This window comes from Xylophilus sp. ASV27, from assembly GCF_016428875.1.
GTDB lineage: Bacteria > Pseudomonadota > Gammaproteobacteria > Burkholderiales > Burkholderiaceae_C > Xylophilus.
This window is the reverse complement of record NZ_JAELTO010000085.1, coordinates 1-20,968: the sequence shown is the minus strand read 5'-3', so window position 1 is coordinate 20,968 and position 20,968 is coordinate 1. Positions and strand designations below refer to the sequence as shown.

19 protein-coding genes and 2 pseudogenes are annotated in these 20,968 nt (G+C 67.1%); 16 read left to right on the top strand and 5 right to left on the bottom strand.

All coding sequences use genetic code 11. The features are described from left to right. The 9 genes and pseudogenes from JHD63_RS16595 to JHD63_RS16555 all read left to right on the top strand — a co-directional run. Positions 1-135, top strand: a pseudogene (locus JHD63_RS16595) (electron transfer flavoprotein subunit alpha/FixB family protein); the annotation flags it as partial. Positions 136-222: 87 nt separating this feature from the next. Continuing rightward, positions 223-1,071, top strand: coding sequence for an FAS1-like dehydratase domain-containing protein (locus tag JHD63_RS16590; protein WP_198971915.1), 849 nt, complete (start codon positions 223-225; stop codon positions 1,069-1,071). Between the two features lie 11 nt (positions 1,072-1,082). Beyond that, the gene (locus JHD63_RS16585; protein ID WP_198971914.1) at positions 1,083-2,273 is read left to right on the top strand and encodes a CaiB/BaiF CoA transferase family protein; all 1,191 of its coding nucleotides are present in this window, start codon (positions 1,083-1,085) and stop codon (positions 2,271-2,273) included. Between the two features lies 1 nt (position 2,274). After that, the gene (locus tag JHD63_RS16580; RefSeq protein ID WP_198971913.1) at positions 2,275-3,120 is read left to right on the top strand and encodes an HpcH/HpaI aldolase/citrate lyase family protein; all 846 of its coding nucleotides are present in this window, start codon (positions 2,275-2,277) and stop codon (positions 3,118-3,120) included. Positions 3,121-3,176: 56 nt separating this feature from the next. After that, positions 3,177-3,302: pseudogene (locus tag JHD63_RS16575) on the top strand (4Fe-4S dicluster domain-containing protein); the annotation flags it as partial. Positions 3,303-3,350: 48 nt separating this feature from the next. Next, on the top strand, positions 3,351-3,746 hold the full coding sequence (locus tag JHD63_RS16570) for a GGDEF domain-containing protein (protein ID WP_370590551.1): 396 nt from the start codon (positions 3,351-3,353) through the stop codon (positions 3,744-3,746). Between the two features lie 229 nt (positions 3,747-3,975). Beyond that, on the top strand, positions 3,976-5,097 hold the full coding sequence (locus tag JHD63_RS16565; protein ID WP_198971910.1) for a sugar ABC transporter substrate-binding protein: 1,122 nt from the start codon (positions 3,976-3,978) through the stop codon (positions 5,095-5,097). Further along, a complete protein-coding gene (locus JHD63_RS16560; RefSeq protein ID WP_198971909.1) occupies positions 5,098-6,660 on the top strand; it encodes a sugar ABC transporter ATP-binding protein in 1,563 nt (520 codons plus the stop codon). Further along, positions 6,657-7,748: an ABC transporter permease gene (locus JHD63_RS16555; RefSeq protein WP_198971908.1), complete on the top strand. Its 1,092-nt coding sequence runs from the start codon at positions 6,657-6,659 to the stop codon at positions 7,746-7,748. Before JHD63_RS16560 ends, JHD63_RS16555 begins: the two co-directional genes overlap by 4 nt. Here JHD63_RS16555 and JHD63_RS16550 read toward each other — a convergent pair. Further along, complete coding sequence (locus tag JHD63_RS16550; RefSeq protein WP_198971907.1) at positions 7,699-8,604, bottom strand: LysR family transcriptional regulator; 906 nt, start codon at positions 8,602-8,604, stop codon at positions 7,699-7,701. The genes JHD63_RS16555 and JHD63_RS16550 overlap by 50 nt on opposite strands. Before the next feature lie 118 nt (positions 8,605-8,722). On the opposite strand from JHD63_RS16550, the gene JHD63_RS16545 reads away from it, so the two are divergent. The 7 genes from JHD63_RS16545 to JHD63_RS16515 all read left to right on the top strand — a co-directional run bounded on the left by JHD63_RS16545 (position 8,723) and on the right by JHD63_RS16515 (position 14,416). After that, a complete protein-coding gene (locus JHD63_RS16545; RefSeq protein WP_198971906.1) occupies positions 8,723-9,499 on the top strand; it encodes an SDR family NAD(P)-dependent oxidoreductase in 777 nt (258 codons plus the stop codon). 34 nt (positions 9,500-9,533) lie between these two features. Further along, positions 9,534-10,979 carry an aldehyde dehydrogenase family protein gene (locus tag JHD63_RS16540; RefSeq protein ID WP_198971905.1) on the top strand — a complete coding sequence of 482 codons (1,446 nt, stop codon included), beginning with the start codon at positions 9,534-9,536 and terminating at the stop codon, positions 10,977-10,979. A gap of 62 nt (positions 10,980-11,041) precedes the next feature. Next, positions 11,042-11,335 carry a putative quinol monooxygenase gene (locus tag JHD63_RS16535; RefSeq protein ID WP_198971904.1) on the top strand — a complete coding sequence of 98 codons (294 nt, stop codon included), beginning with the start codon at positions 11,042-11,044 and terminating at the stop codon, positions 11,333-11,335. A gap of 75 nt (positions 11,336-11,410) precedes the next feature. Further along, the gene (locus tag JHD63_RS16530; RefSeq protein WP_198971903.1) at positions 11,411-11,713 is read left to right on the top strand and encodes a putative quinol monooxygenase; all 303 of its coding nucleotides are present in this window, start codon (positions 11,411-11,413) and stop codon (positions 11,711-11,713) included. 119 nt (positions 11,714-11,832) lie between these two features. Beyond that, positions 11,833-13,002, top strand: coding sequence for an ABC transporter substrate-binding protein (locus JHD63_RS16525; protein WP_233168290.1), 1,170 nt, complete (start codon positions 11,833-11,835; stop codon positions 13,000-13,002). A 157-nt stretch (positions 13,003-13,159) separates the two neighbouring features. Next, on the top strand, positions 13,160-14,047 hold the full coding sequence (locus JHD63_RS16520; protein WP_198971901.1) for a transporter: 888 nt from the start codon (positions 13,160-13,162) through the stop codon (positions 14,045-14,047). A 57-nt stretch (positions 14,048-14,104) separates the two neighbouring features. Then, complete coding sequence (locus tag JHD63_RS16515; protein WP_198971900.1) at positions 14,105-14,416, top strand: hypothetical protein; 312 nt, start codon at positions 14,105-14,107, stop codon at positions 14,414-14,416. A 65-nt stretch (positions 14,417-14,481) separates the two neighbouring features. On the opposite strand, the gene JHD63_RS16510 is transcribed toward JHD63_RS16515, so the two are convergent. The 4 genes from JHD63_RS16510 to JHD63_RS16495 form a co-directional block, all read right to left on the bottom strand. Further along, positions 14,482-16,089: a methyl-accepting chemotaxis protein gene (locus JHD63_RS16510; RefSeq protein ID WP_304952642.1), complete on the bottom strand. Its 1,608-nt coding sequence runs from the start codon at positions 16,087-16,089 to the stop codon at positions 14,482-14,484. Positions 16,090-16,194: 105 nt separating this feature from the next. Further along, on the bottom strand, positions 16,195-17,706 hold the full coding sequence (locus JHD63_RS16505) for a sugar ABC transporter ATP-binding protein (RefSeq protein ID WP_198971899.1): 1,512 nt from the start codon (positions 17,704-17,706) through the stop codon (positions 16,195-16,197). After that, positions 17,703-18,785 (bottom strand): strictosidine synthase, encoded by a 1,083-nt coding sequence (locus JHD63_RS16500; RefSeq protein WP_198971898.1) that lies wholly within the window; start codon positions 18,783-18,785, stop codon positions 17,703-17,705. The genes JHD63_RS16505 and JHD63_RS16500 overlap by 4 nt, the downstream gene beginning before the upstream one ends. Then, positions 18,782-20,968: ABC transporter permease (locus JHD63_RS16495; RefSeq protein ID WP_370590550.1), on the bottom strand; the 2,187-nt coding region annotated here is incomplete at its 5' end. The genes JHD63_RS16495 and JHD63_RS16500, both read right to left, overlap by 4 nt.

The following is a 20,968-nucleotide window of genomic DNA, read 5'->3' as shown; positions in this document are numbered from 1 at the left end:
CTGGCCGGCATGAAGGACTCCAAGGTGATCGTGGCGATCAACAAGGACGAGGAGGCGCCCATCTTCTCCGTGGCCGACTACGGCCTCGTGGCCGATCTGTTCTCGGCTGTGCCGGAGATGGTGCAGGTGCTGTGAGGTTTTGCTGCCAAAAACATAGCATGTAGCCCAGGATTTGCCTGGGCTACAGCCATTTTTCTTTCAAAAAATGGAGACCGAGGCGCCATGACGTCCCAAAGCCCTGAATCCTTCGACGCCTGGGTCGGCCGCAGCGAAGAGAGCGCGGACCAGATCACCCAGGCCCCCATTCGCCTCCTGCAGGCTACGCTGGACGCGGCCAGCCCCGCCGCGCTGCCGCTCCATCTGCCGCCGCTCTGGCACTGGCTGTACTTCCTGCCGGGCGAGCGGCAATCCGGCATCGGCCCAGACGGCCACCCCCGGCGCGGCGGCTTCCTGCCCCCGATCACGCTGCCGCGGCGCATGTGGGCCGGCGGGCGGCTGCGCTTCGTGCGGCCGCTGGCCGTGGGGGTGGCGGTGCGGCGTGTCTCGCTCATCAAGAGCATCCAGACCAAGTCCGGGCGCAGCGGCACGCTGGTGTTCGTGACCGTGCAGCACGAGGTGTCGGACGCGCAGGGCGTGGCGATCCACGAGGAGCAGGACATCGTCTACCGCGACGCGCCCGCCCCTGGCGCACCCGCGCCGCAGCCCCCCGCCGCGCCGGAGGACGGGCAGTTCGGCCGCAGCATCAGGCCCGACCCGGTGCTGCTGATGCGCTACTCGGCGCTCACCTTCAACGGCCACCGCATCCACTACGACCGGCCCTACGCCATGCAGGAGGAGGGCTACCCCGGCCTGGTGGTGCACGGCCCGCTGATCGCCACACTGCTCATGGAGGAACTGCGCCGCGCGCATCCGCACAGAACCCTCCGCGGCTTCGAGTTCAAGGCCGTGAGCCCCTTGTTCGACACCGCGCCGTTCACGGTCAACGGCAAGCTCGAAGGCAGCACCGCCCGCCTGTGGGCGCGCGGCCCGCAGGGCCAGCTCGCCATGCAGGCCAGTGCCGACATCGAATAGGAGCAACCACCATGCAAGCGAAAAAGGGCCCCCTGAGCGGCCTGACCGTCGTCACGCTGGAGCACGCCATCGCCGCGCCCTTCTGCACGCGCCAGCTCGCCGACCTGGGCGCGCGCGTGATCAAGGTCGAGCGCCCCGGCGTGGGCGACTTCGCGCGCGCCTATGACCACCGCACGCGCGGGCTGGCTTCGCACTTCGTCTGGACCAACCGCTCCAAGGAAAGCCTGACGCTGGACCTGAAACAGCCGCAGGCCCAGGAAGTGCTGGGCGAGCTGATCGCCAAAGCCGACGTGCTGGTGCAGAACCTCGCGCCCGGCGCGGCCGCGCGCATGGGCCTGTCGTTCGAAGCGCTGCATGCCAGGCATCCCAAGCTGATCGTCTGCGACATCAGCGGCTACGGCGCGGACGGCCCCTACCGCGACAAGAAGGCCTATGACCTGCTGATCCAGAGCGAGGCGGCTTTCCTCTCGATCACCGGCACGCCCGAGGAGCCGAGCAAGGCCGGCAACTCCATCGCCGACATCGCAGCGGGCATGTACGCCTACACCGGCATTCTGAGCGCGCTCCTGCAGCGCAATATCTCCGGTGAGGGCTCGCACGTCGAAGTCTCCATGCTCGAAGCGCTGGGCGAGTGGATGGGCTTTCCCATGTACTACGCCTATGACGGCCAGGCCGCGCCCACCCGCAACGGCGCGGCGCACGCCACCATCTACCCCTATGGCCCGTTCGCCGCGGGCGACGGCCGGGTGGTGATGCTCGGCCTGCAGAACGAGCGCGAGTGGAAGCTGTTCTGCGACAAGGTGCTGCGCCGCCCCGAACTCGCGGCCGACCCGCGCTTCGACGCCAACGTGCGCCGCGTGGAGCACCGCGCCGAGTTGAAGCAGTTGATCGAGGCCGCCTTCGCCAGCCTCACGGCGCAGGACGTGATTGCGCGCCTGGACCAGGCGCAGATCGCCAACGCCGCCGTGAACCAGGTGGGCGACCTGTGGACGCACCCGCAACTGCAGGCGCGCCAGCGGTTTCGCCCCATCGGCTCGCCGGCCGGCGAATTGCAGGCATTGCTGCCGCCCGCCACCGTGAGCAGCTTCGACCCGCGCATGGACCCGGTGCCCGCGCTGGGCGAACACAGCGCGGCCATCCTGCACGAGCTTGGCCGCTCCGACGCAGACGTTGCCGCGCTGCGCACCCAAGGAGTGATCTGACATGAGCGCATTCCCCGCGTGCCACGCGCGCAGCCTGCTGTTCGTCCCCGCCACCAAGCCCGAGCGCTTCGCCAAGGCGCTCGATTCGGGGGCCGACTGCATCATCATCGACCTCGAAGACGCGGTGGCCGAAGGCAGCAAGGAAGGCGCGCGCGCCCAGCTCGCCCAGCACCTGCCGCAACTCAGCGCCGCGCAACGGGCGCGCACCCTGGTGCGCGTCAACGCCGTGGGCACGCCCTGGCACGAGGCCGACGTCGCCCTGCTGCGCGACTGGGCCGCGCAGGGCGTGGTCACCATGCTGCCAAAATCCGAAGACCCGGCCGCGCTGCGCGGCGTGGCGCGGCAATTGGGCGCGGGCGCGGGCCTCGTGGCGCTCATCGAATCGCTGGCCGGGCTGGACGCCGCCACCGAACTGGCGCGCGAGCCGCAGGTGCTGCGCCTGGCCTTCGGCCACCTCGATTTCCAGCTCGACCTGGGCATGCGCGCCTCGGCAGAGGAACCCGAACTGGCCTTCGCCCGCAACGCCCTGGTGGCCGCCTCGCGCCGCGCCCAATTGTCCAAGCCCATCGACGGCGTGACCACTGACACCGGCAACGCCGAACGGCTCGCGGCCGATGCCCGGCGCGCCCGGGCCTTCGGCTTTGGCGGCAAGCTGTGCATCCACCCCGCGCAGGTGGCCGGCGTGAACGAGGCCCTGGGCTACAGCGAGGCCGAGCAGGCCTGGGCGCGCCGCGTGCTGGCCGAGGCCGCCCGGCGCGGCGGCGAAGCCTTCAGCCTCGACGGCCGCATGGTCGACCTGCCCGTGGTCCGGGCGGCCGAGGCGATCGTGGCCGGCACAAAAAAATGATAGCTGAAAGCCCAGGATTTATCTGGGCTGCAGCCGATTTTCATCAAGAAATCGTCCGGCGCCTGCAGATCAACGCGCAGAACTGCGTGCACTGCAGGGTCTGCGGCATCAAGAGCCCGACGCAGAACATCGTGCGGGTGGCGCCCGAAGGGCGCGACGGGCCGGACCGCCCCGGTATGTAAGCTTCATCGCGCCGCAAGGCGCAGTTATCCAGGCGTTCCGATCATGGCATCGACCTCCACACGCCTCGTCGCCGCGGCCTCACGGGCCTGATGAATGCGGGCGCATTCCATCTGGAGTGCGAACCGGCGGTCCGCTTGAGCCAGCGCAATCGCAGCCCGTTGGCGGTGCTGTTCATCGACCAGGACCACTTCAAGCAGGTCAACGACACCCATGGCCACGCCGCGGGCGCAGAGGTGCTGCTGCCTGCTGCTGCCGCAGACCAGCGCCGCTGGCGCCCATATCTACTGCGCAGCCATGAAGGGGTAGCTGCCGGCTGCGGCTGGCCTTGCCTGGCGCATGCAGGGGCCGCGTCGCTACAACGACACAGGCGTGCGGGTCATGCAGGTTTTCCCTCGCTCATTCATAAGCCCTGTCACTCGCTGCATCCGCTTTATCCCGGCTAATGCTGGTGACCCGGCCTGACTACATTCGACTCTCTCCATCTATCGGGCACGTCGAGAGGGACGAATGGAATCGGCGCGAGCGCACGGGTGGACAGAGACAGGTACTTCGACTGAGGCGGACGACAGGTTCTCAGAGAGGGCCGGACGATGCACCCAATCACCCAAAGGAGGCTCCCCGATGACAAGAGCACGACGTGCAGCGGCACTGGCTGCCGCACTATCTTTCACCATGCTGCTCGGCGCTTGCCGTCCCGCCGCGACGGGAAGCGACAGCACCGCGGCCGCTTCTGACGGCAAAGTCTCCGCAGAGACCGCCGTGGCCATCGCGGCCGCGAAGGCAGAGGTCGCCGCGGTGTCGGCCGTCCGCACCAGGATCTACGTGACCGAGCCCCTCGGTGCTTCAGTCGCGGGCAAGAAGCTCGTCTATGCAGAGCCCGCCATCCCGATCGGCGCCATCGTGGGCGACAAGCTGGAGGAGGCCGCCAAGGTGATCGGCTTCGGCTTCTCGCGCGTCAGCATCGGCGCCGACCCCGCGTCCATCGCGGCCGGCATGGATCAGATCGCCGCGCTCGCGCCCGACGCCGTCATCGTCACCGCCTTCGATCCGGCCAGCACCTGGAAGACGCAGGCCCTCAAGCTCAAGGCCAGGAACATCCCCACCATCCTCATCGGGGGCATCGCGTGCGACGATATCCTCAGCGCGTGCCAGCCCGACGAGGTCGGCGTCTCGCTTGCGCTCGTGGGCGGCGCAGCGGCCGTGGAGATGGGCCGCCTGCAGGCGGCAAAGGTCATCGTCGACTCCAACGGAAAGGCCAACGCCGCATACTTCGGCGACGAGATGCTGGGCAACAGCCGCTTCCTCGAGAAGGGCTTCGTGGATCGTGTGAAGGAGTGTCCGGGGTGCAAGGCGCGCGCCCAGCAACTGCCCAGCGCCGGCATCCAGTCGGGCGCCGCCGCCAGCCAGATCGTCAGCTTCCTGCAGGCCAACCCCGAGGTCAACTACGCCTCGCTGCAGTACGGCGACTTCGCAACCGGTGTGCCGACCGCGCTGAAGGCCGCAGGTCTGACCGGGTTTCACTTCGTCACCCAGGCTTCGGGCCCCGCACAGTACGACGACATCAAGGCGGGCGGCTCGCAGATCGCCGACGTGCCGGTGCCCCTGGGCTACCTTGGCTACCTCGCGGTGGACTCGGCGGCCCGCTTCGTCGTCGGACGCAAGGTCACGGCCGAACAGGTGCGCCAGCCGATGACCGTGTTCACGAGGGACTTCATCGACGTGTCCGACGGCGGCTTCTGGCCGGGTGTCGAGGGCTATCGCGATCAGTTCACGTTGTTGTGGAACGTTCGGTAAATGGTGATGCTGCGGGCACGGCACTCGCTCGACATACGCGGGATTGGCAAGACCTTCGGAGACAGCCAGGCACTCAAGGACGTTGACCTGCGCATCAATGCCGGGAGCATCCATGCCCTGCTGGGGCAGAACGGCTCGGGCAAATCGACGCTGATCAAGGTGCTCTCTGGCTACCACGCGGCGGACCCGGGAACGCAGGTCTTCTACAACGGCGAAGAAGTCGATGTGGACGCCGCAGCCGGCGCGTCGTGGCGCAGGCACCTGCGCTTCGTGCACCAGGACCTCGCCCTTGTCGAGACGCTCAGCGCGGTCGAGAACCTCGCGCTCGAGCGCGGGTTTTCGACCGGCTTCCTCGGGCGCATCCGCTGGCGCGCCGAGCGGCGCCGGGCGCGCGATCTCATGGCCCGGCTCGGCGTGCAGCTCGATGTCACCAAGCCCATTGCTGCACTCAGCCCCGCGGAGCGCACCATGGTCGCCATCGCGCGCGCATTGCAGGACTGGGACGACTCACAGTACACCGTACTCGTGCTCGACGAGCCCACCGCGTCTCTCGCACGCGACGAGGCAGACCGGCTCTACGCGGCAGTCGCAGGCATCGCGGCGCGCGGCGCCGGAGTGCTGCTGGTCACCCACCACCTCGACGAGGTGTTGCGCGTGGCCGACAGGTTCACCGTGCTGCGCAACGGCAGCGCCGTCGCCACGGGGCCCGTCGCCGATGTCGATGTGAGCCGGCTCGTCGAACTGATCATCGGCCGCAGCGTCGAGCGTCTCTACTGCGAACATCCGCCCCCGAGCGGCGGCGTCGTCCTGCGGGTCGAGAGCCTGCAGGCGGGCGCGCTCGGCCCGCTCTCGTTCGAGGTAAAGGCCGGCGAGGTGCTGGGCTTCGCGGGTGTCGACGGCTCCGGCCGCGAGGCCGTGGCGGCCTTTCTCAGCGGCGCGCGCGGCATCGAGGCCGGGGTCATCCGCGTGAACGGGCGCGCGGTGCCCTCTGGCGACGTGCGGGCGGCGATGCGCGAAGGCATGGTGCTGCTTCCCGCCGAGCGCAAGCTCAAGGGCATCGTCGCCGAGTTGAGCGTGCGCGAGAACCTGCTGATCTCGCGCTACGCCGACCTGCGACGAGGGTGGCGCAGCGCCTTCGCAATCAGGCGCCGCTCCGAACTGGGGGTGGTGAAGCACTGGCTCGACGTGCTCGAAGTGCGGCCCTCGGCCCCCGAAGCCGCCATCGGCACCTTCAGCGGCGGCAACCAGCAGAAGGTCGTCCTGGCGCGCGTGCTGCGCCTGGCGCCGAAAGTGCTCCTGCTCGACGAGCCCACGCAGGGCGTGGACGTCGGTGCGCGTGCAAAGATCTACGAGCGGATCGCCGAGGCGGCCCGTGGCGGCGCGGCGATCGTGCTGTGCTCCAGCACCGACGAGGAACTGGCCAACGAGTGCGACCGGGTGATGGTGTTGCGCGCCGGCCGCGTTGCGGCAACGCTCAGCGGTGCCGAGCTCACCGAAGACGCCATCACGGCTGAATGCCTGCGCCCGCGCGAAGCGGCCCGCGCCGAAGAAGAACTCCCATGACCTTCACTACGCCGAACCCATGGCTTGGGCGCCTGAGCCCCCGCAACATCAGCGCGGTCTATTTGCTGATCTTCATGGTGCTGTTCGCGCTCGCCGTCATTCCGGACAAGTTCCTGCATGCCTCCACGCTGCCTTCCATCATCGACAACGTCACCATGACAGCGCTGCTCGCCGTGGCACTGACGCTGCCGCTCGCGACCGGCCAGTACGACCTTTCCGTCGGTACCTTGGTCGCCTTCACCGGGGTCGTGACGGCGGTTATCCAGACCCGGCTCGGGTTGCCCATCGGGCTGGCGATTCCTCTGAGCATCGTCGCGGGCGTGCTCACGGGTGCCATCGTGGGCGCCGCCAACGCTTTCCTGGTCGTCAAGCTGCGTATCTTCTCGCTGATCGCCACGCTCGGCATGAATTCGATCCTGATCGGACTGACCGCCTGGGTCAGCAACAACCGCACCATCGCGGGTCTGGATGACGGGTTCAAGGCGCTCGTGAACACGCCGGTGGTGGGCAGCATCACGCTCGGGCCGGTCTATCTCCTGCTCATCTCCATCGTGCTCTGGTTCGTGCTCGAGCACACGCCGGTGGGGCGCTACCTCTATGCAACGGGGGGCAACCCCGACGCGGCCCGCCTTGCGGGGGTGCCCACCGCGCGCTACGTCACGCTCGCGCTCGTTCTGTGCGGTGCGATCGCCGCCTTTGCCGGCATCGCGCTGGCGGCCCGCGCGGGCGGCGCATCGGGCAGTGGCGGCCCGGGCTTCCTGCTGCCGGCGTTCGCGGCGGCCTTCCTCGGCGCGACGCAGTTCAAGGGCGGCCGCTTCAACGTGTGGGGCACCGTACTGGCGGTCTTCACGCTCGAAACCGGCTCGAAGATCCTCTACCTGTGGCTGCAGCAGGCCTGGCTCACGAACATCTTCTACGGCTTCGTGCTCATCGTGGCCGTCGGTGTCGCTTCATCGGGCGCGCTGCGCCGAGGCAAGAAGAAAGCGGGGCCGGCGGCAGGCGCATCCACCCTGCGAAGCGGCGATGGGGCGGAGCCTTCTACGCCCGCGCCTGAGACCGCAACCGCAGCGCCTCCACGAGCAGCGTGAACGCCGCCGCCGCGTGGCAGCGGTTGGCGTAGTACAGGTGGTAGCCCTCGAAAGTCTTGCGCCAGTCGCTCAGGACCTCGATCAACTGGCCTGACGCAATCTGCTCGCGCACATAGGCCATGGGCAGGTAGGCCAGGCCCAGCCCTGTGAGCGCCGCGTCGCGCAGCGGCGAGATGCTGTTGAGCACCAGCGGGCCATCGACCCTGACGCGGTGTTCCTTGCCCGCCTTCTGGAAAAGCCATGCGAAGAAATCGCCGTGCGTGGGCAGGCGCAGATTCAGGCAGGCGTGCGTGACCAGGTCGGGCGGGCGCTTCGGTGGCGGGTTCCGTGCGAAGTAGGACGGCGTGCCAACGACCGACATCGGTACCTCCGGGCCGATGGGCACGGCGATCATGTCCTTGGCCACGAGGCCGCCACGGCGCACTCCCGCGTCGAAGCGGCCCCCGACGATGTCCGCCAGGCCATAGTCCGTGGTGATCTCCACCTTGATTTCCGGGTAGTCGGGAAGAAAGCGCGCAACGGCCGGCTGCAGCACGCTGTGCACGGCGTATTCATCTGCCGAGATGCGGATCGTGCCCGCCGGCCGCTCGCGCAGCGAACCCAGTTGCGCAAAGCCCTGGGCGATTTCCTCCAGCGCGGGCAGCACTTGGGACAGCAGGCTCTGTCCCGCCTCGGTGGGCGAGACGTTGCGCGTGGTCCGGTTGAGCAGGCGGATGCCCAGCCGCCCTTCGAGCATGCGCACCGTCTGGCTGAGTGCGGACTGGGACACCCCCAGCTTGGCTGCTGCTCGCGTGAAGCTGCCCTCCTTCGCCACGGCGACGAAGGCATGGAGGTCTCGAAGGTTTTCACCCGTCATTCATAAGCCTCTCTACTCAGCGTATGCACTTTATCCCATCTACTCCAGATTCTGGCGTATACCTAACATTAGTTCGATATCAATTGGTCACACATTTTCAGGAAAAAAGGAGGCACAGATGGCAGCACGTTTGAAGGGCAAGGTGGCGATCGTGACCGGCGGCGCAAGCGGCATCGGTCTGGCAACCGTGAAGAAATTTCTGGAGGAGGGCGCCAAGGTCGTCATGGCCGACATCGCCGAGGAGCTGGGGCAGTCTGAAGCGGCCGCGCTGCAGTCCGAGGGCAAGCCCGTGGTGTTCCGCAACATCGACATCTCATCGGGCACGCAGTGGAAAGCGCTCATCGCAGAAACACTGAAGACGCATGGCGGATTCAACGTGCTCGTGAACAACGCGGGCTTCGCGCGCCTGAACACCGTGGAGAGCGAAACCGAGGCGGACTTCGACGCGCACGTCGCCGTCAACCTCAAGGGCCCGTATCTGGGCACCAAGCTCGCCATAGCGCACATGAAGGGCCATGGGGGCGGCTCCATCGTGAACGTGGCGTCGGTCGAAGGCGTGCGCGGCAATCCGCTGCTGCCCGCCTACAACGCGGCCAAGGGCGGGCTGCGGATCTTCTCGCGGGGCGCGGCCATCCACTGCGCGCGCGAGGGCTACGGCATCCGTATCAACTGCGTGTGCCCCGGCGCCATCGAGACGCCCATTTTCGGAAAGATCGCCGCCACCGCCTCCAAGGAGCAACTGGACTCCGTGTTCGGCTACTCCACGGCCCGCATCGCCCTGGGGCGCGCAGGCCAGCCGGAAGACATCGCCAATGCCTGCCTGTTCCTGGCGTCGGACGAATCCAGATACGTGATCGGCATCGACCTGCCGGTGGACGGCGGCTACCTGGCCTGATGCCTGACGCGGAATTTCAACAACGGAGCCATACATGCGATCCCATCTGAAGTTCTTCATCGGCGGCCAATGGGTGGAGCCGGCAAGTTCCAGCATCCATGAGGCGATCAATCCCGCGACGGAGACGGTGTCCGGCAAGATTGCTATGGGCAACGCCATGGACGTGGACCGGGCAGTGGCCGCGGCGCGCCAGGCCTTCGACCGCTATTCCCAGACCAGCACCGAGGAGCGCCAGGCCTTGCTGGAGCGGATCGCGGCAGGCATGGCGGCGCGCGCCAAGGACCTGCATGCCGCACTCACCGAGGAGATGGGCAGCCCCACGTGGGCCGCGGAGCAGGCCCACGTTCCATTGGCGCTGGGGCATTTCGCCGCGGCGATCAAGCAGTTGCAGAGCTACGAATTCGAGGAAAAGCGCGGCATCCACCTGGTGCGCAAGGTGCCCATCGGAGTGTGCGCCCTGATCACGCCCTGGAACTGGCCGGTGGCGATGCTGGCCGCCAAGACCGCGCCCGCGCTGGCCGTGGGCTGTACCGTGGTGCTCAAGCCGTCGGAGTTCTCGCCCTTCACCGCACAGATCTTTGCCGAGGTGCTGCAGGAGGCCGGCGTGCCGCCAGGCGTATTCAACATGGTCTTCGGCGACGGGCCCACGGTGGGCACGGCCCTGAGCCGCCACCCGGACGTGGACATGGTGTCCATCACTGGCTCCACCCGCGCAGGCATCGAGGTGGCCAAGAACGCCGCGGACACTGTCAAGCGGGTGCACCAGGAACTGGGCGGCAAGAGCCCCAATCTCATGCTGCCCGATGCCGATCTGGAGAAGGCCGTGGCCTCGGGCACCACCTTCATCATGATCAACTCGGGGCAGTCCTGCTCGGCGCCCTCGCGCATGCTGGTGCCGCGCCACCTCATGGATGCCGCGGGCGAGATCGCCAGTAAGACCGCGCAATCGCTGGTCGTGGGCCGACCTGATGGCGGCGCATTCATCGGACCGGTGGTCAATGCCTCGCAGTGGAAGCGCATCCAGGGTTACATCCAGAGCGGCATCGACGAAGGTGCCCGTGTGCTTGTGGGTGGCGTAGGCAAGCCCGAGGGGCTTCAGACCGGCTACTACGTCAAGCCCACGGTCTTCACCAACGTGAGGCCGGACATGCGCATCGCCAAGGAAGAGATCTTCGGGCCGGTGCTGGCCATCATTCCTTACGACGACGAGGAAGAGGCGGTGCGCATCGCCAACGACTCGCCCTATGGCCTGGCCGCCTACGTGCATTCGCGTTCGCTGGAAAAGGCCCGCGCCGTGGGCGCGCGCATTCGCGCAGGGCAGGTGTATCTCAATGGTGACCTCAACCTGTTCGACTCCACGGTTCCTTTCGGCGGCTGCAAGTGCTCGGGCAATGGACGCGAGGGCGGCGTGGAGGGGCTGGAGTCCTTCCTCGAGGACATCGCCTTTCTGGGCTACGCGCCCGAGACGCAGGCGGCTTGATTTCTCCGGCGCCGCCTTGCCAGAGCGGCGCCAGCCATCTCAAAAAAATAGAGGAGACACACATGGCATGCCAAGTGGTGATTGAGCTGAAGGCGCAACCTGGATCCGCCAACGTGCTGCGGGACTGGATGCGGGACAAGCTGCCAGGAACCCGGGGCTTTGACGGCTGCATCGCGGTGCTGCCCACCCGCAGCCAGGAAGACCCCTCGCTCATCGTCCTGCTGGAGCAGTGGGCAAGCCGCCAGCACTTCGAAAAGTACCTGGAGTGGCGCGTGCAGACGGGCGTGGTCGAGGAACTGGGCGCCATGCTGGGGGCGGAGCCGCAGTTCCGCTACTTCGACTACCTCGGCGTCTGACGGCGTCTGGAGTGGCATGCCGCCGCGGCGCACCGTGTTGCAGCGTACCTCATAACGACAAGCAGGAGACAAGCAATGATCATCGTGATCGCCAGGGCCACCATCCGGCCCGGCATGCACCAGAAGCTCAGGGACATTGCGCACGCGCTGCAGCACGAGCACGCGCCCAAGGAAGAAGGCTGCCTGAGGTACGACGCCTTCATCGATGGCGACACCTTCGTCATCCTGGACCAGTGGCGCGATCAGGCGGCCCTGGACGCGCATCTGCAGGCGCCCCACGTGGCGCGCTACGCGCCGCGGATCAAGGACAGCGTGGTGGACGGGCGCATCGACCTGCAGATCGTCAAGGCCGCTGAGGTGAGCTTCCTGCAGTTCTGACCCCGGCCAAAGGCCGGGACCGATCCCTTTGAGCCATTCCCGTTGCCGGACCAGGCCTTGCGCCTGGTTGGCAGGGGTGTGGCCGTGGAGAAGAGAGAAAAAAGGAGAGAGGAGAGGCAATGCATCGGCACCCCCGTTCATGGCGCCGCTTTTGGTGGACTGCAGGGATTGCGCTTCTGCCGGGCTGGGCATGGCCATGGCCCACGCTGGCCCAAGAGCCTGCCATCGTCACGGTGGCGCATGTCGCGCCGCTGACAGGGCCTGTCGGCATCTACTCGCAATCCGTCCACCAGGGGATGGGCGCCTATTTCCAGTGGGTCAACAGCCGTGGCGGCGTGCGCGGCCACCGGATCGATCTGGTGGGCGTGGACATTCCCTACGACCTGGAACCGGCAAAGGTGCTGGAGAAGTACGCGCAGACCGCCAGCCGGTACAAGCCGGTGGCGTTCGCGTACCCGATTTCTTCGCAGGTGTTCGATGCGCTGGTGGACTTCCGCACCCTGACCCAGCTCGGCGTGCCCATCGTCGGCACGATTCCGCAGATGTACCCCCGGCGCGGCGTGGTGAACCCGCTGGTGTTCTTCGTGGGCGCGAGCGACATCCGCGAGGTGACCCGCATCGTCGAGCACATGGGTGCTGTGGGGCGCCGCAGGATCGCGGTGGCGTATTGGGACGATTCCAACAACCAGGGCCTGCTTGCGCCTATTCGCCAGGCGGCCGCCGCGCTGGGCATGGAGGTCGTGGGTGCATATCCCATCGCGCCGACCGGAACGGGGGACCTGGCGGGCGTGATATCGAGCATCAAGGCGCAGCAGCCGCAGGGCGTGGTGTGCCTCATGCCTGCCCAGGACACGGTGCGCGTGCTCACGGCCATCCGGGCCGATGGCAGCACGGCGGCGCTCTACGGTCCGTCCTACAACGACCCCGGCCTGCTGCCGCCGGCGGACAGGGACAGGCTGCGCGGCGTGGCCGTCGCGCAGATCGTGCCCAACCCCAACCATCCGCTGCTGCCCCTCGCGCAGGAGTTCCGCACGCACTTCACGGCCCATGCGTCGAACGCCGGGTTCAACAGCTACTCGTTCCAGGGCTACATCGCGGCGCGGCTGATCGTGCAGGCGCTGAACCGCTGCGCCAACCCAAAGAACCCCGCCTGCCTGCGCGATGAGCTGGAGAAAACCGGGAGTCATGACCTGGGCGGATTGACCGCGCATTACTCGCCGACCAACCACGATGGGCTCTCCTATGTCGACATCGGCATGGTCTCGTGGAGCGGAAAAGTCATCTATTGATCCCGCCGCGCCATCGCGGCGGACAGGCATTCATCAACCACAGGAGACAAACAGCATGAATCGAGAAATGAAGACCTGACGCATTGGCAACGAACGGGAAATCCGCATGGATGCATCAATGCGGATCAGCATTTGAAAACACGAGGAATCTTTCACAATGAATGCTCACAATGGAAAACCTGCCGCGCTGGCTGCCGCGGTATTTTGCGGCCTGGCCACCCTGGCGGCGCCGGCGCATGCGATGGACGTCAACGCCTACGACTGGATGCCCGCGCCGGACGGCACCAGCGCCTTCATCCTGTACACGCCATGGACGCACGACACGGGCGCCGTATTGAACGGCAACAAGCTCGCTGGCTCAGTCAACGCGGCCATGGTCATGCCGCGATACGTGCACTACATGGACGTGGGTGGTCATCCGCTGGCCGTCACGGCGCTGGTGCCCTATGGGCGGCAGTGGAACGGGACCCTCGGCGGCGCAAGCCTGGGCGACAGCAAGACCACCTTGGGCGATGTGACGCTCGTCAGCGGGTACTGGCTGTACAGCAATCCGCAGGAGCGCAAGAACATCGTGCTCGCCGGCTACCTGAACGTGCCCACGGGCACCTACGACCGCGACAGGGCACTCAACATGAGCAGCGGGCAGCTCGCAGCGACCCTGCAGCTCGGCGGCATGCTCCCGCTGTCGGACAAGTGGACGCTGGAGCCCACGGTGGACGCCACCGTCTACCGCGACAAATCGAACGCCAATTCATTGGGGCAGACCTTGTCGCAGGCCAATGTCTACACCGTTCAAAACTGGCTGTCGTACAGCATCAACGCCACCACCATGTTCCATGTGGGCCATGCGGCTTACTTCGGTGGGACCAAGAAGCTCGACGGGGTGGAGAACGGCTTCAACTCCCGCAAGCAGCAGGTCAGGGTCGGGCTGGTGCATTGGCTTTCGCCCAAGGTATCGATCTACGGCCAGGTGAACCGCGACTTCGACGTGCAAGGCGGTTTCAAGGGGACCTCCGGAGTGATCCGCCTCGTCACACTTTTCTGAAAAACGCGATCTCCTGCTAGGGCTTGGCATCTTCATTCGTGGGGTGAAAACTCCGAGATGGAGGTGCCTTTTTTGCGTTCGCCGCCTCAATGGCCTGCTGGCATGTGCTGCACGCGCCTTGAAAACGCTCCCTGCTGGCGGGAGCCGCGCTTTCTAGAAAATCGCTATGCGCGCGCCGACGACGTGCGCAGCGCGGTGGACCACCTGAGCGCCCAATGCTTCTGCTTCCTCCAGGAACAGCTGCGCAGAGCGGCGGGTGAGGTCAAGGCTCTGCACATGGTCCAAGGCGCCACCCATATGTCGCTCCAAGACGAGCCCGCGCAGACGCGGGAGGCGCTGGAGCACCTGGTGCCGCCGTCCTGGCTCTGATGTGCCGGGACGCGGCTGTCTGAGCACGCCCCAGACACCGCGGAGGCATGTTCAGCGATGCCCTGCTACCGTGCCAGGAGCGGGCTGGGCATAAAACCAAGCGCGGCGGGAGCTTGCTGCGTTGACGAAAGCTGGAACATGCCGACCGCCCGCGCCAGCGCATGCGCCTGTTCGCGCAGCGAGGCGGCCGCGGCGGAGGCCTCCTCGACCAGCGCGGCGTTCTGCTGCGTGGTCTGGTCCATCTGCGCGATGGCTTCACCCACCTGCGATACGCCGGTGCTCTGCTCACTGCTGGCCGCGCTGATTTCGCCCATGATGTCTGCCACCCGGCGGATGGCGCTCACGACCTCGGCCATCGTCGTGCCCGCCTTGTCCGCCAGCAGCGAGCCCTTCTCGACGCGCTCCACGCTGGTCGTGATCAGGCTCTTGATCTCCTTGGCCGCCTCGGCGGATCGCCCCGCGAGGCTGCGCACCTCGCTCGCCACCACGGCGAAGCCACGGCCCTGCTCGCCGGCGCGCGCCGCCTCCACGGCAGCGTTCAGCGCGAGGATGTTGGTCTGGAAAGCGATCCCGTCGATCACGCTGATGATGTCGGCGATCTTTTTGCTGCTGTCGTCGATGCCCTTCATGGTCCGCACGACCTCGGCCACCACATCGCCGCCCTGCTGGGCCACGGTGCTGGCATTCGCGGCCAGTTGGTTGGCGGTGCGCGCGTTGTCCGCGTTCTGGCGCACGGTGGAGCCCAGTTGCTCCATCGAGGCGGCGGTTTCCTCCAGCGCCGACGCCTGCCGCTCGGTGCGCTCCGACAGGTTCTGGTTGCCCGCGGCGATCTGCTGGGAGGCCGTGACGACGGCGTCGGAGCCGTCACGTACCTGGGTCACCACGTTCCGGAGCGATGCCGCCATGCTCCCCAGCGCACGCGAGAGCGCGGCAAGATCATCGCGACCGTTGCTGCCGCCGTCTTCTACGGCGAGGTCGCCGGCCGCCACCTGCTGGGCGGTGCGGATGGCCTGCGCGATTGCCCGGCTCAGGTGGCGCAGCAGCAGAACCGTGACGAGGAAGGCGATGGAGACGAGCACGGTGGTGGCAGCCGCCGTGACCCACCAGTTGCGCCGATTGCTCTCCAGCAGGCTCTCGACGCGCCGGGCGAGCTTGTCCTGCTCGATCCGCGTCAGCTCTTCGGAGTATTCGAAGAACTTGTTGGCTTCTGCAGTGAACTCGTTATCGAAAATCCTGGCCACGGCCGCCTCGTCGTTCGCCGCACGGGCCTGGGCCATGCGCGTGATCTGCTCAACGGCGCGGGTCAGGTTGGCGTCGCTGCGATCGGACCAGGCTTTTTCCTCGGGGGAGGTCGCCCAGACGCGGATTGCGTCGCGGCGGCTGGTCACCGCCTTGACGTTCCGCTGGATCTCGGGGCCGAACATCTGCCCGATGACAGGGTCCTGAGAGCGGTTGACGGCGCGCAGGCGCTGCAGGTTCTCACGCGAGAGAATGTTGAATTCGGCCACTTCCTGCATGCGCTGGTAGTCCTCGATACCCAGGGTGTGCAGGGCCTCGTTGGCGTTGTGCTGCTGCCAGTAGCTCAACCCCATGAGGACCATGATCAGCAGCGCCAGCATGCCGAAGACGGCGTACAGGCGCGTCGATACCTTCAGGCGTTTGAGTGCGCTCAAGAGTGTGTCTCCTGTGATTGTTTGTCAACGGCAGCTTGTCCGATCTGGCAGGCGTGGGCAACAGGGCAAGTCCACGCGTTCCGTACATCGAAAGCGGAAGACCAGCTAATGCACCGCCGCGTACATGATCTTTTCCTCGGTCGCCTCGATTCCGGAGAACTCCTCCGCCACCTTGCCCTGGCGCATCACCAGGATGCGGTCGGACAGCGCCAGCACTTCCGGCAGATAGGATGAGATCACCACCACCGCCTTGCCTGCGTCGGCCAGGCGGTGGATCAACTGGTGGATCTCGGCTATGGCGCCCACGTCCACGCCACGCGTTGGTTCGTCGAAGATGATGAGGTCAGGCTCCTGGGCGAGGGAGCGGGCGATCACCACCTTCTGCTGGTTGCCACCCGACAATTCGGCCACCCTGGCTTCCTGGCTCACTGCCTTGACATTCAGGCGCTGCGTCCATTGGCGCGCGATTTCGGCTTCTTCCCGCGCAGAAATCCAGGTGCGCCGGCCGCGCAACTTGGCCAAGTGGCCCACGTAGATGTTGGCGGCCGGCGTCATCGTCTCGAAGAAGCCTTCCACCTTGCGGTCTTCGGTGACGTAGGCGATGCCATCTCCGATGGCCTGGGTCGGCACCCGGTAGCGCACGGGCCGGTCCTTGAACAGGATGGTGCCGCCGTGCAGGAAGTCGCGCTTGACGACGCCGCTGACCACCTTGAAGGTCTCCGTGCGGCCCGCGCCCACCAGGCCGAATACGCCGGTGACCTGGCCGGCGAACACAGAGAAGCTGTTGTGGCGCACGATGCCTGACACGCACAGCCCATGTACCGACAGCACTCGTTCACCCGGCGCCCTGGTGGTCTGCCGGCGCGTGCCGTACAGGGTCTGCGAGAGATCGCGGCCCACCATGGCCTTGACGATGCGCTCGAGGTCGAACTTCGATGCCTCGTCCGTCACCACGTGCCGGGCGTCACGCAGCACGGTGATGCGGTCGCTGATGGCCAGTGCGTCTTCCAGCGCGTGGGTGATGAAGACGATGGCCACGCCCCGGGATTTCAGGTTCTTGACGAGCTTGAAGAAGTACTCCTTCTCCTCGGGCGTCAGCGTAGCCGTGGGTTCGTCGAAGATGATGACCTTTGCGTCGTGCAGCACGGCGCGCGCGATCTCCACCATCTGCTTCTTCGCCGCACCCAGTTGGGACACCAGTGCCGTGGGGTCCACGTCGAAGTTGAGCGACTGCAGCACCTGCTGCGCGGCGGTATTGGTGCCGCGCAGGCGGTTGAAGAAGCGCTCCCGGCCCAGGTACAGGTTCTGCGCCACGGTGCTCGTCGGCACCAGGCTGGTTTCCTGGAACACCATGGCCACCCCCAGGTGTAGCGCGTCGCGCGGCGAGCGGGGCTGCACCTGCGTGCCGTCGATGGCCATGCGCCCGGAGGTCAGCTCCACCACGCCCGCCATGGATTTGGCCAGCGTCGATTTGCCGGCGCCGTTCTCGCCCATCAGCGCATGGACTTCGCCGGGGAGCAGAGAGAAATCGACCCCGTCGATGGCGGGGGCGCCGCCGTAGAGCTTGGTGGCGCCTCGGATCTCGATGATCGGGCGCGCCTTGGCATGCGCGTTCATGGGATCAGCCCGCTTTCTACTTCGCTGAGCGGCAGCCGGATCAGCACGTTCTCGCCCTTGCTGAGCAGGTACAGATGCCGGTCCTGCTCGACGACCGCGACGATGCCGTGGAATGGGCCGCCAAAGCGGCTGTGCAGGGAGGCCACGGCGCGACCCCGGGCGTCGAGCTTGACCACCAGTCCGTAGGAGCGTGGTGGCGCCCAGGGCTTGACGATGCCCAACTGCTTGAGCGCCGCGTACTGCAGCGGCTCGTGGAAGCTCCGGTAGGAGCCCAGTTGCGGCGCGATCCAGAGGTCCGGGGCTATCGATTGCATCATCCGGCGGCGGTAGGCGGGCTCGCGCAGCACGAATTCCACGAGTTGCGTGCGGGCGCAGAACATGCTCAGCCAGTAGCCGCCATCCGAGGCCGGCGCCAGCCGGGAGGGGTAGGCTGGCAACTGGTCGAGAAGCACTGTCTGGCGGCCCGCTGCGTCGATGGACAACAGGCGGTGCCGCCAGCTTTCGCTGACCACCGCGCTGCTCCCGAGCATCCCCGCTCCGAAGGCGTGGCCCAGGCCGCTGGCGAGTTCCAGGCTGGCGCCGCTGTCCAGGTCGAGGGCATGGACGCGCCCGCTGCGGCCACCTTCCATCAGGTCGTGCCGCCATTCACCCCAGGGACGCCGCTCGCTGCCATCGGTGGCGATGAGGCGTGCGCCGTCCGCCGCCAGCGCATTGATGGCCAGCGCGCGGCGCCCGCCGAAGCGCTCGAATCGGCGGCCCGCGTACCGGCCGCCGAAGATGCGGACCTCGGTGCCGTCGATGGCCGCGGCGATGCCTCCGCCGGTGCAGGCCAGCGCCGTGATCTCTCCACCGGCCTGCATCACGGGGCTGAGCCGGCCATCGGCGTGTACCTCATGGACGGTGCGCCCATCGGCGACGTACAGGCGCTCGCCGTCACCGCCGAGGTCCTGTGCACACTCCAGCCGCGCGATGACGTGCGCCTTCTGCAACACCTGGTTGGGGCGCAGCGGGCCATCGAACACGGGCACCGTGGCGTCGACGTCAGCGCGCGCCCGCAAGCGTTGGAGCAGGCCCTTCATGCCCAGGCTCCCCACTTGCGCTCGAACTGGTCGAAGTCCGGGTCGCAACTGCCTTCGGGCAGCTTGTAGCGGCCGATGCGGTTGTTGGTCAGCCCGCCCAGGTACAGCCAGCCCTTGTGCTCGCGCATGGAGGTGATCATGGGGTGGTTCACCGCGCCGTCGTCCCACAGCGTTTCGAGCACTTCGCCCTGCAGGCTGAACTTCAGCACGCAGCCGTTGTTGATCTGCGGTATCAGCCACTCGTCCACCGGCAGGCGCTGGGTCATGCGGCGTCGAAAGCCCGGCATGCGGTAGGCCAGGTCCAGCGCGGGCGAGCGGATGCCCACGAGCGCGAGCCAGAAGTTGCCGTCGGAAGCGGGGTTGATGTTGTCCGGATGGCCCGGCAGATTCGGCAGCACTGCCTCGAGTCGGCCCTTGCGCGGGCCGTCGTACCAGTAACGCATGACGGCGCAGCCCGTGGTCAGCGCGAACAGCAGCGATTCGTTGTCCCCGCAGCAGCAGATGCCATTGGGAAAGCGCAGCCCCGACAGCAGGGTACGGGTGGTGTTCGTGCGCGGGTCCCAGCAGACGATGCGGCCATTGCCGCGCCCTTCCAGCACGTCCAGCATGTGCTCGCTCATCTCGTAGCGGATAGTGGCTTCAGAGAAAAACACCCGGCCATCCGGCGCGATGTCCAGATCGTCGGCCAGACGCAGGCGGCTGTCGTCGGTGACGGCCGTCAGGCTGCGGCGGGTCTCGTCGGACACCTTCTGCACCTCGCGTTGCGGGGTCACGCGGTACAGGCCCATGCCGCCCGAGCACACGTACAGGTTCTGCTCGCGGTCGAACGACAGGCCTAGCGTCTGGCCGCCGATGTGGGCGTAGACCTCGCGGCGCTGGAAGTCGGGTGCGAAGAACCGCACGATGTCGCCCTGCCGGGAGCCGCAGTAGAGGTGGCCCTCGCGGTCGAGGATCACGTCCTCGGGGCCTTCGACCTGGCCCAAGCCGATGATCTCCACCTCCCGCAGGCGCTTGTTCACCTGCCACACGGTGCCCGAGTCCGACCGGATGGCGGGCGCGTCGGGCAGGCGCAGGTAGCCGGGGCTCACGTACACGCTGCGGATCAGCTTCTGGCGGTTCTTGTTCCAGCGGATGTCGATCACAGAGGCAATGATGAGCGCAGCCGCCAGCGCCATGTTCACCACGCCGCCGCGCGCCGAGACGGAGGTCAGCCCATTGATGATGAGCAGCACCACCAGCAGGCCTACCAGCATCTTGGTGACCGAACCGCGGCCACCGCCCAGTGTGAGTCCACCCACCACGGTGGCCGTGAGCACGGTGAGTTCGAGCCCGGCGCCCACGTCACCGCCTAGCGTGCCCAGCCGCGCGGCGAAGAACACTGCGCTGAGCGCCGTGAAGGTCCCCGAGGCCACATAGCACAGGGCCACGGTGCGCGCCACCGGAACGCCCGCGTTGTGCGCCGCCCGGCGGGAGCCGCCAATCGCCATGATGTGCCAGCCCGGTCGAAGCCGCGTGAGCAGCACGTGGCAGGCGATGGCGAGCAGCAGGCAGGTCCAGGTCGCCACGTCCAGGCCCAGCACGGCTGCGCCGCCCATCAGGTTCCAGGCCTCGGATTCCGGCAGCCGGCTGGTGATGGCGGCCGAGTGGCGCAGGATCAGGATGTCGTAGACCGAGCGGAAGATGATCAGCGAAATGAGCGTGGTCAGGAAAGCCCGCAACCGCAGGTAGCCGATCAGGATGCCGTTGAAGGCGCCCAGCACGGCGCCCACCAGCACGGTGGCCGGCACCGCCACGGCAACGGGCCAGTCCCACAACTGGATGAAGAGCAGCGCGGCGAAGTTGCACAGCGCGAAGATGGAACCTACCGAGAGGTCGATGCCCCCCACGATCACCACCAGCGTCATGCCGAGCGCGATGAGGCCCACTTCGCCCGCCTGCCGCAGCATGGCCGCCAGATTGCCCTCGGAGAAGAAGCCGTCTATGCGCGTGGCCAGCAGCGATGCCACCAGCGCCAGCACCAGCACGGGAATCGCCGTTTCCGTCCACCGTTTGGACAGGATTTCCCCGAGCAGATGGTCCGGCCACCAGCGGTAGCGCAGCTTCACAAGCGGCTCCCACGCCATGGTGGGAACGCCCTGGATCATGCTCCGGGCCGAGTCTGCCGCATCGCTGCGGGGCAGGGG